The sequence below is a fragment of the Agrobacterium leguminum genome (genome assembly GCF_005144435.2).
Taxonomy (GTDB): domain Bacteria; phylum Pseudomonadota; class Alphaproteobacteria; order Rhizobiales; family Rhizobiaceae; genus Agrobacterium; species Agrobacterium leguminum.
Genome location: NZ_CP120211.1, coordinates 1,425,818 through 1,440,739, shown reverse-complemented (window position 1 = coordinate 1,440,739; position 14,922 = coordinate 1,425,818). Strand labels below are relative to the sequence as shown.

Here is a 14,922-nt window from a genome sequence, read left to right as displayed (position 1 = left end):
GCTCGTTAGCATATAATGAGAATGAAGGGCAGGAAAGCTTCACTGCGACAAACGCTGTGTTTGAAAAATTTGACCTGTCCTGTTTTTGGGCAATCTTGAGCGCGCCGGGCACCGACGATGGACGATATCTACAATAATCGCATTCTGGACTTTGCCGGGAATATTCCGCTCATCGGCGTTCTTGAGGATGCCGATGCCAGCGCCGAGAAACACTCCCGGCTGTGCGGCTCCAAGCTCAAGGTCTATCTGAAGGTCGAAGGCGGCATCGTGACGGCGTTTTCGCATGAGGTTCGCGCCTGCGCGCTCGGCCAGGCCTCCGCCTCCATCATGGCGCACCACATCATCGGGGCTTCCAGCGGCGAAATCCGGCAGGCGCGGGAAGACATGCTCGCCATGCTGAAACAGGACGGCGAAGGGCCGACGGGCCGTTTCGAGGATATGCGGGTGCTTCAGCCCGTCCGCGATTTCAAAGCGCGCCACGCCTCCACCATGCTGACCTTCGAAGCGGTGGTCGATGCGCTCGACCAGATCGAAGGGCGGCCGGCTCTCAACGCCGCGGGTTAGGCGATGTGCGGCGAACCGGGCTGCCGGCACCAGCAGACGGCGGAAAAAGCGGGCCGATCCCGCAACTGGACGGGCAGCTTTGCCAAAACGCCGGGGCGGCTTCTGGGCGTCGGTTTCATCCGGCTTTATCAGCTGACGCTATCCGGCTTCATTGGAAATTCCTGCCGCCATATCCCCACCTGTTCCGAATATGGCTATGAGGCGATTGCCCGACACGGGCTCTGGGCCGGTGGCTGGATGACGCTGTTTCGCGTCGCGCGCTGCGGGCCGGGCGGCACCAGCGGGCTGGACCCGGTGCCGGAAGTGCTCGATGGCCGCAGGCGCTGGTGGATGCCGTGGCGTTACTGGAGCCTGCATCGATGAATGACTATGTGGCCCTGCTGCATAGCATCGTGCTCGGCGCGGGCAAGCGGCTCGTCATGGCCGATTTGCGGGCAATGGCGGAAGAGCTGGGATTTGCCGAATGCAGAACCCTGGTCGCGACTGGAAATCTGGTTTTCCGTGCCGGGGCGGCACCTGTTCGTGAGATTGAGGACAGGCTGGAGCGCGCCTTCGAAGACCGCTTCGGCAAACATGTCGATATTCTCGTTCGTTCGGGCGGCGACTGGCTGAAACTGGCGGCGGACAATCCTTTCGTCCAGGGCAATCCGCCGGATGTCTGCGTCCGGGTGATGCGGGCGCCGCTGGACAACGGCGTCCTCGAATTGCTGGAGAAATACCGCGGGAGGGAAAAGATCGCTCTTGCCGGCGGCGATCTATGGATCGATTTTGGCGGCAAGCCAAGCGAGAGCAGGCTGCTGTCCGTGCTGACCACCAAAAGGCTCGGTATCGGCACGACCCGCAACGCCAATACGGTCAATGGTCTCGCGCAAATGCTTCGCTGAGCTGTCCTTCGCCTTTGACTGCAATGGCAAAAGCCTTTATCAGCCTGCCTGTCCGCTTGTCGCGGGCAAATCATTATTCCAACACCACCCGCATTCGTTGGCGGGACTGGACAGGAGATTAGACAATGTCTGAAGCTGTTTCCCTTACATTTCCCGATGGATCCGTGCGCAGCTACCCCGCCGGTACGACCGGCCGCGAGGTCGCCGAATCCATCTCCAAATCGCTTGCCAAGAAGGCTGTCGCCATTGCGCTTGACGGCACCGTGCGCGATTTATCCGAGACCATCACCGATGGCAAAATCGAGATCGTCACGCGTGAAGACGGGCGTGCGCTGGAGCTCATCCGTCACGATGCCGCCCACGTCATGGCCGAAGCCGTGCAGGAACTGTGGCCCGGCACGCAGGTGACGATCGGCCCTGTGATCGAGAACGGCTTTTATTACGACTTTGCCAAGAACGAACCTTTCACGCCGGAAGATCTGCCGAAGATCGAAAAGCGCATGAAGGAAATCATTCTGCGCAACAAGCCGTTTACCCGCGAAGTCTGGTCGCGCGAAAAGGCCAGGCAAGTTTTCGCCGACAAGGGCGAGAACTACAAGGTCGAGCTGGTCGATGCCATTCCGGCAGGTCAGGACCTGAAGATCTATTATCAGGGCGACTGGTTCGATCTCTGCCGTGGGCCGCATATGGCCTCCACGGGGCAGATCGGCACGGCCTTCAAGCTGATGAAGGTAGCCGGGGCCTATTGGCGCGGTGACAGCAACAATGCGATGCTGTCGCGCATCTACGGCACCGCCTGGGCGACGCAGGAAGAGCTGGACAATTATCTGCATGTGCTGGCCGAAGCCGAAAAGCGCGACCACCGCCGTCTCGGCCGCGAAATGGACCTGTTCCATTTCCAGGAAGAAGGCCCGGGCGTCGTGTTCTGGCACGGCAAGGGCTGGCGGATGTTCCAGACGCTGACGGCCTATATGCGCCGCCGGCTCGCCAATACCTATCAGGAAGTCAACGCGCCGCAGGTGCTGGACAAGTCGCTGTGGGAAACCTCCGGTCACTGGGGCTGGTATCAGGAGAACATGTTCGCGGTGAAATCCGCCCATGCCTTCACCCATCCCGATGACGAGGAAGCCGATCAGCGCGTCTTCGCCTTGAAGCCGATGAACTGCCCGGGTCACGTTCAGATCTTCAAGCATGGCTTGAAGTCTTACCGCGAAATGCCAGTCCGCCTTGCGGAATTCGGCACCGTGCATCGTTACGAGGCTTCTGGCGCGCTGCACGGCCTGATGCGCGTTCGCGGCTTCACGCAGGACGATGCGCACGTCTTCTGCACGGAAGAGCAGATGGCGGCGGAATGCCTGCGCATCAACGACCTGATCCTGTCCGTCTACGAGGATTTCGGTTTCAGCGAAGTCGTCGTCAAGCTCTCTACGCGTCCGGAAAAGCGCGTCGGTTCCGACGATCTCTGGGATCGCGCCGAAAGCGTGATGATGGATGTTCTGAAGACCATCGAGGAGCAGTCCGAAGGCCGCATCAAGACCGGCATCCTGCCGGGCGAGGGTGCGTTCTACGGGCCGAAGTTCGAATATACGCTGAAGGACGCCATCGGCCGTGAATGGCAATGCGGCACGACGCAGGTGGACTTCAACCTGCCGGAACGCTTCGGCGCCTTCTATATCGACCAGAACTCCGAAAAGACGCAGCCGGTGATGATCCATCGCGCCATCTGCGGCTCCATGGAGCGCTTCCTCGGCATCCTCATCGAGAACTTCGCCGGCCATATGCCGCTGTGGTTCGCGCCGCTTCAGGTGGTCGTCGCGACGATCACCTCGGATGCGGATGATTACGGCCGTGAGGTTGCCGAAGCGCTGCGCGAGGCTGGCATGGCGGTCGAGACCGATTTCCGCAACGAGAAGATCAACTACAAGATCCGCGAGCATTCGGTGACCAAGGTTCCGGTCATCATCGTCTGCGGCCGCAAGGAAGCGGAAGAGCGCACGGTCAACATCCGCCGTCTCGGTTCGCAGAACCAGACGCCGATGTCGCTGGAAGATGCGATTACGAGCCTCGTGGATGAGGCGACGCCGCCGGATGTGAAGCGCAAGCTTGCGGCGAAGAAGCAGGCTGCGTGAGAAATGACAACGGCCTCTTCGGGGGCCGTTTTTGTTTGTGGGGCAATGTGCTCAGCAGCGGTATGATTGGCAGAAGCGGGGCACCGCATTCCGTCACCCCGGACTAGATCCGGGGTCCAGCGCGATCAAGTCCCTGATCGCGAAAGACTCTCTTCACGGCGCAGACGCGCCGTGGCTGGATGCCGGATCAAGTCCGGCATGACGGATGAGATGTAGGTGACGCCTACTCGAAATCCCCGGTCATATCTTCCGGCGCCTGATCCTTCATCAGCACTTCCACGTCCGAATCCCGGCCGGAGGTTACTTTGAAGTTGCGCTGGAAAACCTTGTCCTTGTTGCGGGCGATGGCGGTATATTCGCCTTCCGCCAGCACCATGGTCGAAAAGGCGCTGACGCTTTCGTTCACCACGTCGCCGCCGCCGTTCAGCACCGACCAGGCCGTATCGGCAATGGCCTCGCCGCCTTCTTCGGAGACGAGCTTGAGGGTGATCTGGGCGGCTTGATGCTGGAGCGTCGCTTCCGTCAGCTTGCCGGCTTCCACCTGGATGTCGGCGCGCACCACCGCGTTGACGTTGCCATATTCGGAAACCACGTGATAGGTGCCGGCATTCAGCCGCACGATGGTGTTGGGCTTGATATCGGCCATGACGAGGCCGCGCTCGCCATCGGGGCGGGCGTCTGACGAATAGACGGAAAATTTGAGCTGGTTGCCGGAAATCTGCTTGTCGGAACCCGCAACCGCATTCAGCACGAAGCCGCCGGCATCGAGAATCAGCACCTGTTTCTGCACATTGCCGGAAGTCGGAACATTGAGTTTCTTGGTGACGCCCGCACGGCCGAAGGCGACGTTGACGAAATATTCGCCCGGCACCAGATGGAATTCCGCCGAGCCGCCTTCCGAGCTTGCCAGCATCGGCAACTTGCCGTCCGCGCCGGGAATGGGGCTGAAGACGCGCCAGGACAGGCCTTCCTTCACCGCTTCGCCTTCGCTGGTCAGCTTGGCTTCCATGCTGATATCGCGGGCGGTGCTTTCCGGGGCGTTGGGTGCGGAAGGGGCGGTGAAAGCGTTCAGCTTCGGCATTTTAGGCGTGCCGCCGAGCTGCTTGAAGTCTTTGAAGGCGTCCTGCGAAAAAGCGGCTTGCGATAAAAGGCCAAGCACGGCACATGCAATGGTCAGACGTGCCGCGATTTTGATTGCCGACATTTTCGATACCGATTGACTTCTTGATTTTCCCGGATCACTTCAAAACCAATGCCGTGGCTATTTCAAGGCCCATGTTTTTGCGATGACAGCAGAATGGAAGATTTTTGATCATGACAAATGATATCAAGCTCCTCGATTATCTCAAGGTTCGCCGTTCCACGCCGGCCCTGCAACTTGCCGAACCGGGACCTTCGAAGGCGGAAATCGAGGACATCCTGCGCCTTGCCGTGCGCGTGCCTGACCATGGCAAGCTCGCCCCCTGGCGCTTCGTCGTCTATCGCGGCGAGGAGCGCGTGCGTCTCGGTGAGACGGCGCTGAGGATCGCGCTTGAAAAGAACCCGGAACTTGACCTGCAGCAGCAGGAAGCGGAACGCACCCGCTTCACCCGCGCGCCCGTCGTTATCGCCGTCATCAGCACCGCAAAGCCGCATTTCAAGATTCCGGAATGGGAACAGGTGATGTCCGCCGGTGCTGTGTGCCTCAACCTCATCTTCGCCGCCAATGCCAGCGGTTTTGCGGCGAACTGGCTGACGGAATGGTTTGCTTTCGATTCCGCATTCCTCGCGGAAATCGAGGTCGGCGCGGAAGAGAAGGTGGCCGGGTTCATTCATATCGGCTCGACGACATTCCCGCCGGTGGAGCGGCCGCGGCCGGAGCTTGCCGACGTCGTCACCTGGGTCGGGGACGTTTGATGTTCTACACCACGGACACCAACCAGCATGGCCTGCCGCATGATCCGTTCAAGGCCATCGTCGCACCGCGTCCGATCGGCTGGATCGGCTCGAAGGGCAGGGACGGTTCCCTCAACCTCTCGCCCTATTCTTTCTTCAATGCGATTTCGGACCGGCCAAAGCTTGTGATGTTCTCCTCCAGCGGCAGGAAGGACAGTCTGCGCAATGTCGAGGAAACCGGTGTCTTCACCGCCAATCTCGTCAGCCGCCATCTGGTGGACCGGATGAATGCGTCTTCTGCCCCCGTCGGTTATGATGTCGATGAGTTCGCCCTTGCCGGTCTCACCGCCGTTGACGGGCGGGTGGTGGATGCGCCTTTCGTCGGCGAGGCGCTGGCGGTTCTGGAGTGCCGCGTGACCCAGATACAGCAGCTTAAGGACGTCGACGGCCAGCCGGCGGATTCGTGGATGGTGATCGGACAGGTCATGGCGATCCATATCGATGAAACGATCATTCGCGACGGGCGCATCGATATGGGGCTGTCGCGACCCGTGGCGCGCATGGGCTATATGGATTACTGCGATGGCGGCAGCGATGTATTCCAGCTGCAGCGCCCCTCTACTGCGCCATAAATATAGTCCTTCTTCGGCTACGGTTAATTTTTATGGTGAACCAAACGTAAACCATTTGCGCCTAGAGTTTTATACATGGTGGCGGCGATGATGCCGCCATCCATTGTTGCGAATGTTTTCGAGGCTCAGGTGATCGTACAGGCATTTCTTCGCTGGTCTGAAAAGGCTGGCTCGACCGAGCGGGCGAAAGCCGCCAATGCTCTCGGCCGTGCCTATCTTCAGTCCGACATGGCGCGCGAGAACCGCGATGCCGCCTATATGGCGATGACCTATCTGCTCGACGATCCTTCGCCGCGTGTGCGACTGGCGCTTGCCGAAGCGCTGGCGGATGCCCATGACGCACCGCGCGCCATTCTCGTTTCACTCGCCGAAGACCAGCCGGAAATCGCCTGCACCGTCATTGCCCGCTCGCCGGTTCTCGGCGAAGCCGATCTGGTCGACCTCGTCGGGCGCGGCGAAAGCCTGACGCGATCCCTCATCGCCGCAAGGCCGGGCCTGCCGCGCGGTGTCTGCGCAGCGCTTGCCGAAGTCGGCGACCTGCCGGAAACCATCATCCTGCTCGAAAACGACGATGCTTTCATCACGCCGTTTTCGCTCAGGCGCATCGCCGAGCGCCATGGCTCGGACGCCGATATTCGCGATCTCCTGCTTCGCCGCGAGGCGCTGCCCGCCGATGCGCGTCACCTGTTGATGGGCCGCATCAGCGAAGCTCTCGCGGGCTCCGCGCTGGTTCACGCAATGATCGCGCGCAACCGCGCCGACAGTCTTTTCCGCGAGGCGGAAGATTCCGCCACCATCCTTATCGCCGCCAGCGTTTCCTCGCCGGAGCTGCCGGCGCTGGTGGAGCATTTGCGCCAGCGGCTGGAACTGACGCCAGCGCTGCTCATCCATGCCGTCTGTTCGGGCCGGCTGGAATTCTTCACGGCGGCCATGGTCAATCTCTCCGGTCTCGATGACCGCAAGGTGCGCGCCATTCTGGCGACGGGGCGGCCGCATGCCTTGAAGGCGTTGTTCCAGTCGGTCGGTCTTTTCGGCGATGTTGTCGACGTCTTCATCGAGGCGACGCTGATGTGGCGCCGCGCCGCCCGCTCGCAGCTCTCTGATGTGGCGGCCTCCGTCTCGGCGGAACTGCTGGCGCATTTCCGTGACGTCAACGGTTCCGAAACGCTGTTCGAACTGCTGCATGCCGTGCGCAAGCTCGCCATCGCCGAAGAGCGGCAGAAGGCGCGGTATTATGCGGAAGCGCTGACGGTCGAGGCGGCGTGAGGCCCGGGTTTCCGCGGGTGCATCCTCTCACCCTCATTCCTGTGACAAGCACAGGAATGAGGGAAGATCGGTTCCCAGCAATCACTTATCGAACCGTTTGGCGATCCACGAATAGCTGTTTTCAACCATCCTCACCGGTGTCCCCAAAAGATGCTTTATGCCTTCGGTGGAAGGCAGGATACGGCTGACGCGGCTGATTGCCTGTTTGGTGAGGCTTTCCTCTTCCTTCGGCGTAACAGCCGCCGTTGCCTGCGGTGCAGCGGCCGGTGCCGAGGCGGGAGGTTGCGTGCCGGCAGTCTGCGGGGGCTGTTCGCCTGGTGTCTGGCACACGGCCACCACGACGGGGTAGGGTGCGTTGGCGTAACGCTCCAGCTCCTTTTCCGACACGGCGTCGCACAGTTCGATGCTCGTCCAGCGCTGCTGTGAGGTCGCGAGGTAATGGCAATCGGTGGCGCTGTCGTCGCAGCCAAGGAAGGTCATGAGAACGAGGGCTGTTTTCATGGTGTGTGTTGCCTCTGTCGGGATTTATGCTCTAGAAACTCATCTATCCCGATTGCAGTGACATTACGACGAAATACGCATTTTTATAGAGAAGGCAGGCATCGCATTGGCCACCGAAATCAAGCTTGAAACACCCCGGCAGGATGCGGTTCTGCGCCTCATCGACCTTTCCAACGTCTATATGGCCTCGCTTTACCCCGCTGAGAGCAATCATCTGGTCGATATCGGCGCGCTCGAGCAGGACAATGTCTCGTTTTTCGTGGCGCGGCATAACGGCCGCGTCGTCGGTTGCGGCGCGCTGGTGGAGGCGGGTGACGGCACGGCGGAGGTCAAGCGCATGTTCGTCGATCCCGAGGCGCGGGGATTGCGGATCGGCAAGCTGATCATGGATACGCTTGTCGCGCGCGGCGCCGAGCTTGGCCTTTCCGTCATCCGTCTCGAAACCGGCATCAGCCAGCCGGAGGCGATAGGTCTTTACCGCAAGGCGGGGTTTGTGGAGATCGAGGCCTTTGCGCCTTATAAGCCGGATCCGCTCAGCCTGTTCATGGAGAAGGTGCTTTAGGCCTACTGCGCGAGTTTGCCGTATCCTGCACGTCATCCTCGGCCCTGTGCCGAGGATCTAATCACGTATCGTCGAATCAATCGGTAGCAGATGCTCGGGACAGGCCCGAGCATGACGGATGCACGGTTTAAGGACTATCTATCGGCACCAGCGTCAAGGCGTCTGCCCGCAGGCTTCACCGATCAAAACGCCGCTTTCCGAAAAGCGGTCGTTTCCTCGCTATTGTCTTCGAGCGCGGCAACCTCATCGATGGCGTCTTCCTGCGTGGGCGGCGGGGGCGGAGCCTCGGCGCTGGCGGCGGCGGAGATTTCCACTTCACGCACCCATTCGCGCCAGATCGCGACCAGGAGCGCCATCAGCACCGGGCCGATGAAGAGGCCGAGGAAGCCCATGGTCTTGACGCCGCCGACGAGGCCGAAAAAGGTGGGCAGGAAGGGCAGTTTGATCGGGCCGCCGACGAGTTTCGGACGGATGGTCTTGTCGACGATGAAGAGTTCCACCGAACCCCAGACGAACAGCGCCAGCCCGTGGGCGGGCGAGCCGCTGGCGACCAGATAGATCGACACCAGGGTAAACGAGAGCGGCGCACCGCCCGGAATGAGCGCCATGACGCCGGTGAGCACGCCGAGCGTGACGGGCGAGGGCACGCCGGCGATCCAGTAGGCGATGCCGAGGATGATGCCTTCGCCGATGGCGATCAGCGTCATGCCTGTGACCGTGGAGCTGATGGTGGCGGGCACGACGCGGGAAATGCGTTCCCATCGCGTCGGCAGGATGCGTTCGCCGACCAGATCGACCTGCCGGGTGAAGCCCGCGCCGTTGCGGTAGACGAAGAATAGCGCGATCAGCATGAACAGCAGGGTCAGCACCAGGTGGAACGCGCCGTTGCCGGCGGCGAGGATCGCCCGGTAGATATTGCCGATATTGGCGCCGCTGACGAGCTGGATGAGCTCGCCGATGGCGCCCGGCGTGCCGATATATTTCACCCATTGTTCGCCGAGCCAGGGGCCGACGGCGGGCAGCGCCGCGATCCAGTCCGGCACGGGGGCGCCGGTCTTGTTGACATGCACCGCCCAGCCGAACCATTCGCGGATTTCGCTTGCCGTATAGGAGGCGGCGATGAAGATCGGCACCACGAGGAAGGCGAGGATGAGGATGATGGCGATGGTGGCGCCGAGCGTGGTGTTGCCGCCCACCTGCCGCAGAAGCCGCGTATAAACCGGCCAGCTGGCGAAACCGATGACGAGAGCGGCGAGAACGGGGACGAGAAAGCCATGGAAGAAATAAATGCCGGCAAGGGCGACAAGAACGAGAAGCCAGCGCGCAGCCGAGATGGGCGGGATCAGGGCGATCCGCGTCGGGCTGGCGGGACCAAGCCATCTCGGTTCGCCACTGGGCTTACGGCTGTCAATGTTACTCACGGCAGGCTCTTTCTCGCATTCTCCCCGAAGGGTGCATTCACTCTGTCACACCGATACATATAAGTGCAATATAATCGGATCACATTACCGTTGTGTGTTTATTGCTGAACCTATTGAACGATTTTGGTAAAAATAGAACATCGGTCTTGGCGCGCGCATCGAAATATGAGAATTGAACTCCGTTTTTCTTGCGGCGTAAGGTTGCCGCGCCCGATCTCCAGGTCATGCCATGCTCCGCCGTTTCTTCGCCTATTACCGTCCCTATCGCGGTCTGTTCATTCTCGATTTTTCCTGCGCGGTTTTGTCGGGCGTGCTCGAACTCGGTTTTCCGATGGCGGTGAAGGCCTTTGTGGATGTGCTGCTGCCGGGCGGTGAATGGGCCATCATCCTTGCCGCTTCGGTCGGGCTGCTGGTCATCTATGTGCTGAATACCGGGCTGATGGCGACAGTCACCTATTGGAAACATATGCTCGGCATCAATATCGAGACCGACATGCGGCGTCTGGCCTTCGATCATCTGCAAAAGCTCTCCTTCCGTTATTTCGACAACCAGAAGACCGGCCATCTTGTCGGACGGCTGACCAAGGATCTGGAAGAGATCGGCGAGGTGGCCCATCACGGCCCCGAGGATCTGTTCATCGCCATCATGACCTTCATCGGCGCGTTCCTCTTGATGCTTTCGGTTAATGTGCCGCTCGCGCTCATCACCGCCGCCGTCGTGCCCGTTACCGCCTGGGTGACCAGCCGTTACGGCGGCCGCATGACGCAGAATTTTCGCGCGCTTTACGGCCGTGTCGGCGATTTCAACGCCCGTATCGAGGAAAATGTCGGCGGCATGCGGGTCGTGCAGGCCTTCGCCAATGAGGATCACGAGCGGGCGCTGTTCGAGAAGGACAATCAGAAATACCGCCGCACCAAGCTCGATGCCTACAAGATCATGGCGGCCAGCACCTCGCTCAGCTATATGAGCATGCGCCTGACGCAGATGATCGTGATGATCTGCGGCGCCTGGTTCGTGCTGACGGGCAGCCTGACCGAAGGCGGCTTCGTCGGCTTCCTGCTGCTGGTGGGCGTATTTTTCCGCCCGGTGGAAAAGATCAATTCGGTCATCGAGACCTATCCGAAGGGCATTGCCGGTTTCCGCCGCTTCACCGAACTGCTGGACACCGCGCCCGATATCGTCGATGCGCCGGATGCGGTGGAAGCGCCGCTGCTGCGCGGCAATATTGAATATCGCCATGTCGGTTTCGGTTATGCCGAGGGCAAGACGGTTCTTACCAATATCGACCTGAAGATTAGCGCCGGCGAGACGGTGGCCTTTGTCGGCCCTTCGGGGGCGGGCAAGACGACGCTCTGCTCGCTTTTGCCGCGTTTTTACGATGTCACCAGCGGCGCGATCACCATTGACGGCATCGATATCCGCAAGATGAAGCTTGCTTCGCTGCGCAACCAGATCGGCATCGTGCAGCAGGATGTCTTCCTGTTCGGCGGCACGATCCGCGAGAATATCGAATATGGCCGGCTCGGCGCCTCGGATGCGGACATCATGGATGCGGCGCGGCGCGCCCGTCTCGATGGCGTCATCGAGGCCATGCCGCTCGGGCTCGACACCGTCATCGGCGAGCGCGGCGTCAAGCTTTCCGGCGGCCAGAAACAGCGCCTTGCCATTGCCCGCATGTTCCTCAAGAACCCGCCGATCCTCATTCTCGATGAGGCGACCTCGGCGCTCGACACGGAAACCGAACGCGCCATCCAGCAATCGCTGACCGAGCTTGCAAAAGGCCGCACCACACTCGTCATCGCCCACCGGCTGGCGACGATCCGCGACGCCTCGCGCATCGTGGTGGTGGACCAGACCGGCATTGCCGAAACCGGCGCCCATGCCGAGTTGCTGGCCGCCAAGGGCCATTACAGCCGGTTGCACGAGGCGCAGTTCAGCGGGCACCTTGCGGGCCTGAGCTGATAAGCGGCGCGTTGACGCCGCAATCTATTCGCCGTTCTCGGCTGCCTGTTCCTCCACGATGCCGGGGTTGGGCTCCGGCTTGCCGGGATGGCTGGTGACGAGATAACCCATGGCGACCGCGGCGGCGACGATGAACAGCAGTACGATGCCGCTGATCGTCATCAGCCAGTCGCGCGGTTTTCTGTGCGCCATAATATATTTCGGCCATCGGCTCGGATGGTTCACCAGGCTGAATTTGTGGCCCTGTCGCATGAATTTTCCCGCAATAGGTTGCTTCCTGAAAGATCAACGCAGGCGGGTACGCGACCGTTCCGAAGTCGACGGGGCAGGGCGATGACAAGGCCGTGAGGCCCTCGAGATGACAGCGTCTCCGCATTCGCTGCCGCTCTCTTTCCCGACCTCCATCATCCCTGCCTTAGACGGAATCCAGCCGGCGCACGGCGGGAAGGAGAGGAGGGCCAGCCATAAGCGCGTGATGGTGTGTCGGTTCGCGCCCGAACCGGGCACGCGCCTGCGGCATCGTACGTCGATATCCGGCCGCAAAACTCCCCTTGTCAGCCGTTGCCTCTTATGCGAATGATTTGCAATTGCACCAATTCAATCTCCCATTTGAAAGCGCAGAAAATGGACAAGCCAGTCTTTGGATGGCGACGGAACGGCGACGATCTCTCGTTGTCCGACGTTCACAGCTCGATCCGGGTCAAACCGAATGCCGGCACGTTTCGCCGGGCGATGGCCTTTTTCGGCCCCGGCTATCTCGTTGCGGTCGGTTACATGGATCCCGGAAACTGGGCGACGTCGCTCGCCGGCGGCTCCAGATTCGGCTACACGCTGCTCACCGTCGCGCTGGTCTCGAACATCATGGCGATCGTGCTGCAATCGCTCTGCGCCCGTCTTGCGATCGCCTCCGGCCGCGATCTCGCCCAGGCCTGTCGCGATGCCTATCCGAAACCCGTGGCGATGGTGCTGTGGCTGCTGGCCGAAATCGCCATCATCGCCACCGATATCGCCGAGGTTATCGGCACGGCCATCGGCCTCAACCTCATTTTCGGCATTCCGCTCGAACTCGGCGTTCTCATCACCGCGCTCGATGTATTCCTGATCCTTTATCTGCAGAAGCTCGGCTTCCGCTGGGTGGAGGCGCTGGTAATCACCCTGCTTGGCGTCATCGCCGTGTGTTTCGCCATTCAGGTGGCGCTCGCCGATCCCGACTGGGGGCAGGTGATCCTCGGTTTCGCGCCGACGACGGAGATCGTCACCAATCCGGACATGCTTTATCTGGCGCTCGGCATTCTCGGCGCCACCGTCATGCCGCATAATCTCTATCTGCATTCGGGCATCGTGCAGACCCGCGAAATCGGTGAGACGCTTGCCGAAAAACGCGAGGCGCTGAAATTCGCCACGCTCGATTCCACCATCGCGCTGATGTTCGCGCTCACCATCAACGCCTCGATCCTCATTCTGGCGGCGGCGACCTTCAACAAGGCGGGGCAGACCAATGTTGCCGAACTCGGCGAAGCCCATAATCTGCTGGCACCGCTGCTCGGCCTTGCCATTGCGCCGACGCTGTTCGGCGTGGCGCTTTTGTGCTGCGGCATCAATTCCACCGTCACGGCAACGCTTGCCGGGCAGATCGTGATGGAAGGTTTCCTCAAGATGCGGCTCGCCCCCTGGCTACGCCGCCTCATCACCCGCGCCATCGCCATCGTCCCCGCCGCCGGCGTCACCATCTTCTATGGCGATAGCGGCACGGCGGAACTGCTGATCCTGACGCAGGTGGTCTTAAGCCTGCAACTCTCCTTCGCCGTCTTCCCGCTCGTGATGTTCACCTCCGACCGCGCCAAGATGGGCGCGCTGCGCGCGCCGCTGTGGCTCTCGGCCTTTGCGTGGCTGATCGCGGTGGTGATCGCGGCGCTGAATGTGAAGTTGCTGGTGGATTTTATGGGGTGAGTGGGTCAGGCCGCGCCTTTACGGAGCGCGGCCGCCGTTCCCTCGGGGTCGACGGCGATGACTTTTAGATAGGCGCGGGCAGGCTGGTCCGGTTCGCTGCGGCCCTGTTCCCAATCGCGCAGGGTGCCGAGCGGAATATGATAACGGACGGAAAACTCCTCCTGCGTCAGCTTCAGAGCCCGGCGGATGATCTTGATGCGCGGCATTCTTCGGGCGGAGGCGATCTGTTCTGCGGAGAACGGTGGGCTGTCGGGATCGGCAAGCGCGTTTGCTTCCGCCTCTTCGTCCGTCATGGCGTGAAGACGGGCCCAGTCGGTTTGATCGATTTTACCAGCCATTGCACCGACAAAGCACTTTGTTTTCATCCAAAAATGCGGCTTTTCGCTTCATAAAGTTGGTTGTAATTTAATAGCTATTTTTTTTCTGTTCTTTAATTGTGGCAATTCTCGCCACCTGCGCAAAGCGCTCTTCTCGCTTTTGGCGGGCTACGTACCATTCATCAAAAAGACTCTCTAGAAGTCCGATAAGTACTAACGCTTCGTTTGGATCGACATCAACGATATTGTTTATGTCTCTTTCCATGTGTGCGCCAATGTTTCCAATTTTTCGAATCGCGTCGATCGCTTCTAAGCTCTCTTCCGAGACGCCTTTAACTCCAGTCCCATTTTCGAACCTCGATTTAATTTCTAAAATTTCGTCGACCAACCTGCTCTTTGATATTTTACAAAAATCTCTGATCATTCCCTGCAGGCATCTTCGTGCTAGAGTCGCCGAAGCTTTTGGGCTTAAATTGGCAATTCGGCATGCCTCGTAATAGTCTTGAGTAATTGCAGCCGGAACATAATCAGGAATTATTTTTGCAGAGCTTTCTGGTGTTACTTTTACGTGCTTTATTTCCGTAACATCTATGATGTTTCCGTCTCTATCTTCGATAGTGTTCCCGTACGTAAAATCTACCGAAACTTTCTTGCATTCTCGATTTGAGCATCCGATCGCGATAATGCGGAAGCCCACTTCACCGTCTGCATTACTACCGACGTGGATGCTATAATCCCGCACGTGTAGCTTTTCGTTGGAAACAGTTTGATGACGATTACAAAAAGGACAAATCCAATTAAATTCCGTCATCGCATAGATCCTAGCTGTTGCCTTTTTGTTCTATTATGTAATCCAGC

General features: G+C 60.0%; 16 protein-coding genes. 10 read left to right on the top strand and 6 right to left on the bottom strand.

What is annotated here, in order from left to right:
• Positions 1-117 precede the first annotated feature (117 nt).
• From CFBP4996_RS07075 to thrS, 4 genes are all read left to right on the top strand, one after another.
• A complete protein-coding gene (locus CFBP4996_RS07075) occupies positions 118-564 on the top strand; it encodes an iron-sulfur cluster assembly scaffold protein (RefSeq protein ID WP_003523393.1) in 447 nt (148 codons plus the stop codon).
• 3 nt (positions 565-567) lie between these two features.
• Entirely contained in the window at positions 568-927 is a 360-nt protein-coding gene (gene yidD / locus CFBP4996_RS07070; protein WP_003523392.1) for a membrane protein insertion efficiency factor YidD, read from the top strand.
• Positions 924-1,448 carry a DUF1697 domain-containing protein gene (locus CFBP4996_RS07065; protein WP_080851757.1) on the top strand — a complete coding sequence of 175 codons (525 nt, stop codon included), beginning with the start codon at positions 924-926 and terminating at the stop codon, positions 1,446-1,448. Before yidD ends, CFBP4996_RS07065 begins: the two co-directional genes overlap by 4 nt.
• Positions 1,449-1,573: 125 nt before the next feature.
• On the top strand, positions 1,574-3,577 hold the full coding sequence (gene thrS, locus CFBP4996_RS07060; RefSeq protein WP_080851761.1) for a threonine--tRNA ligase: 2,004 nt from the start codon (positions 1,574-1,576) through the stop codon (positions 3,575-3,577).
• A 223-nt stretch (positions 3,578-3,800) separates the two neighbouring features.
• On the opposite strand, the gene CFBP4996_RS07055 is transcribed toward thrS, so the two are convergent.
• The gene (locus tag CFBP4996_RS07055) at positions 3,801-4,781 is read right to left on the bottom strand and encodes an RgsD C-terminal domain-containing protein (protein WP_080851763.1); all 981 of its coding nucleotides are present in this window, start codon (positions 4,779-4,781) and stop codon (positions 3,801-3,803) included.
• A gap of 110 nt (positions 4,782-4,891) precedes the next feature.
• On the opposite strand from CFBP4996_RS07055, the gene CFBP4996_RS07050 reads away from it, so the two are divergent.
• The 3 genes from CFBP4996_RS07050 to CFBP4996_RS07040 all read left to right on the top strand — a co-directional run bounded on the left by CFBP4996_RS07050 (position 4,892) and on the right by CFBP4996_RS07040 (position 7,350).
• Positions 4,892-5,473, top strand: a complete 582-nt coding sequence (locus tag CFBP4996_RS07050) for a nitroreductase family protein (protein ID WP_020808944.1) — start codon at positions 4,892-4,894, stop codon at positions 5,471-5,473.
• Positions 5,473-6,084: a flavin reductase family protein gene (locus CFBP4996_RS07045; protein WP_080816851.1), complete on the top strand. Its 612-nt coding sequence runs from the start codon at positions 5,473-5,475 to the stop codon at positions 6,082-6,084. Before CFBP4996_RS07050 ends, CFBP4996_RS07045 begins: the two co-directional genes overlap by 1 nt.
• A gap of 75 nt (positions 6,085-6,159) precedes the next feature.
• On the top strand, positions 6,160-7,350 hold the full coding sequence (locus tag CFBP4996_RS07040) for a DUF2336 domain-containing protein (RefSeq protein WP_080851765.1): 1,191 nt from the start codon (positions 6,160-6,162) through the stop codon (positions 7,348-7,350).
• An 81-nt stretch (positions 7,351-7,431) separates the two neighbouring features.
• On the opposite strand, the gene CFBP4996_RS07035 is transcribed toward CFBP4996_RS07040, so the two are convergent.
• The gene (locus CFBP4996_RS07035) at positions 7,432-7,851 is read right to left on the bottom strand and encodes a hypothetical protein (RefSeq protein ID WP_080851767.1); all 420 of its coding nucleotides are present in this window, start codon (positions 7,849-7,851) and stop codon (positions 7,432-7,434) included.
• Between the two features lie 106 nt (positions 7,852-7,957).
• Between CFBP4996_RS07035 and CFBP4996_RS07030 the strand changes: the two genes are divergently transcribed.
• Positions 7,958-8,413 (top strand): GNAT family N-acetyltransferase, encoded by a 456-nt coding sequence (locus CFBP4996_RS07030; RefSeq protein ID WP_080851769.1) that lies wholly within the window; start codon positions 7,958-7,960, stop codon positions 8,411-8,413.
• Between the two features lie 182 nt (positions 8,414-8,595).
• Here CFBP4996_RS07030 and CFBP4996_RS07025 read toward each other — a convergent pair whose 3' ends face one another.
• A complete protein-coding gene (locus tag CFBP4996_RS07025) occupies positions 8,596-9,834 on the bottom strand; it encodes an AI-2E family transporter (RefSeq protein WP_020808949.1) in 1,239 nt (412 codons plus the stop codon).
• A gap of 229 nt (positions 9,835-10,063) precedes the next feature.
• On the opposite strand from CFBP4996_RS07025, the gene CFBP4996_RS07020 reads away from it, so the two are divergent.
• A complete protein-coding gene (locus tag CFBP4996_RS07020; RefSeq protein ID WP_080851771.1) occupies positions 10,064-11,797 on the top strand; it encodes an ABC transporter ATP-binding protein in 1,734 nt (577 codons plus the stop codon).
• Positions 11,798-11,821: 24 nt separating this feature from the next.
• Here CFBP4996_RS07020 and CFBP4996_RS07015 read toward each other — a convergent pair whose 3' ends face one another.
• The gene (locus tag CFBP4996_RS07015) at positions 11,822-12,049 is read right to left on the bottom strand and encodes a hypothetical protein (RefSeq protein ID WP_080851773.1); all 228 of its coding nucleotides are present in this window, start codon (positions 12,047-12,049) and stop codon (positions 11,822-11,824) included.
• A gap of 372 nt (positions 12,050-12,421) precedes the next feature.
• Here CFBP4996_RS07015 and CFBP4996_RS07010 point away from each other — a divergent pair, with 372 nt between their 5' ends.
• The gene (locus tag CFBP4996_RS07010; protein WP_162935859.1) at positions 12,422-13,747 is read left to right on the top strand and encodes an Nramp family divalent metal transporter; all 1,326 of its coding nucleotides are present in this window, start codon (positions 12,422-12,424) and stop codon (positions 13,745-13,747) included.
• A gap of 5 nt (positions 13,748-13,752) precedes the next feature.
• Here the strand turns inward: CFBP4996_RS07010 and CFBP4996_RS07005 are convergent, their stop codons facing one another.
• Both CFBP4996_RS07005 and CFBP4996_RS07000 read right to left on the bottom strand, forming a co-directional pair.
• The gene (locus tag CFBP4996_RS07005; RefSeq protein ID WP_162935860.1) at positions 13,753-14,085 is read right to left on the bottom strand and encodes a helix-turn-helix domain-containing protein; all 333 of its coding nucleotides are present in this window, start codon (positions 14,083-14,085) and stop codon (positions 13,753-13,755) included.
• A 67-nt stretch (positions 14,086-14,152) separates the two neighbouring features.
• Positions 14,153-14,875 carry a DUF4145 domain-containing protein gene (locus CFBP4996_RS07000; protein WP_205529274.1) on the bottom strand — a complete coding sequence of 241 codons (723 nt, stop codon included), beginning with the start codon at positions 14,873-14,875 and terminating at the stop codon, positions 14,153-14,155.
• Positions 14,876-14,922: the final 47 nt, after the last annotated feature.

What these genes read in the sequence shown, in the direction of transcription:
- CFBP4996_RS07075 (WP_003523393.1), top strand. Translation starts at nt 118, where the DNA reads ATGGACGATATCTACAATAATCGCATTCTGGACTTTGCCGGGAATATT.
- yidD (WP_003523392.1), top strand. Translation starts at nt 568, where the DNA reads ATGTGCGGCGAACCGGGCTGCCGGCACCAGCAGACGGCGGAAAAAGCG.
- CFBP4996_RS07065 (WP_080851757.1), top strand. Translation starts at nt 924, where the DNA reads ATGAATGACTATGTGGCCCTGCTGCATAGCATCGTGCTCGGCGCGGGC.
- thrS (WP_080851761.1), top strand. Translation starts at nt 1,574, where the DNA reads ATGTCTGAAGCTGTTTCCCTTACATTTCCCGATGGATCCGTGCGCAGC.
- CFBP4996_RS07055 (WP_080851763.1), bottom strand. Translation starts at nt 4,781, where the DNA reads ATGTCGGCAATCAAAATCGCGGCACGTCTGACCATTGCATGTGCCGTG.
- CFBP4996_RS07050 (WP_020808944.1), top strand. Translation starts at nt 4,892, where the DNA reads ATGACAAATGATATCAAGCTCCTCGATTATCTCAAGGTTCGCCGTTCC.
- CFBP4996_RS07045 (WP_080816851.1), top strand. Translation starts at nt 5,473, where the DNA reads ATGTTCTACACCACGGACACCAACCAGCATGGCCTGCCGCATGATCCG.
- CFBP4996_RS07040 (WP_080851765.1), top strand. Translation starts at nt 6,160, where the DNA reads ATGGTGGCGGCGATGATGCCGCCATCCATTGTTGCGAATGTTTTCGAG.
- CFBP4996_RS07035 (WP_080851767.1), bottom strand. Translation starts at nt 7,851, where the DNA reads ATGAAAACAGCCCTCGTTCTCATGACCTTCCTTGGCTGCGACGACAGC.
- CFBP4996_RS07020 (WP_080851771.1), top strand. Translation starts at nt 10,064, where the DNA reads ATGCTCCGCCGTTTCTTCGCCTATTACCGTCCCTATCGCGGTCTGTTC.
- CFBP4996_RS07015 (WP_080851773.1), bottom strand. Translation starts at nt 12,049, where the DNA reads ATGCGACAGGGCCACAAATTCAGCCTGGTGAACCATCCGAGCCGATGG.
- CFBP4996_RS07010 (WP_162935859.1), top strand. Translation starts at nt 12,422, where the DNA reads ATGGACAAGCCAGTCTTTGGATGGCGACGGAACGGCGACGATCTCTCG.
- CFBP4996_RS07005 (WP_162935860.1), bottom strand. Translation starts at nt 14,085, where the DNA reads ATGGCTGGTAAAATCGATCAAACCGACTGGGCCCGTCTTCACGCCATG.
- CFBP4996_RS07000 (WP_205529274.1), bottom strand. Translation starts at nt 14,875, where the DNA reads ATGACGGAATTTAATTGGATTTGTCCTTTTTGTAATCGTCATCAAACT.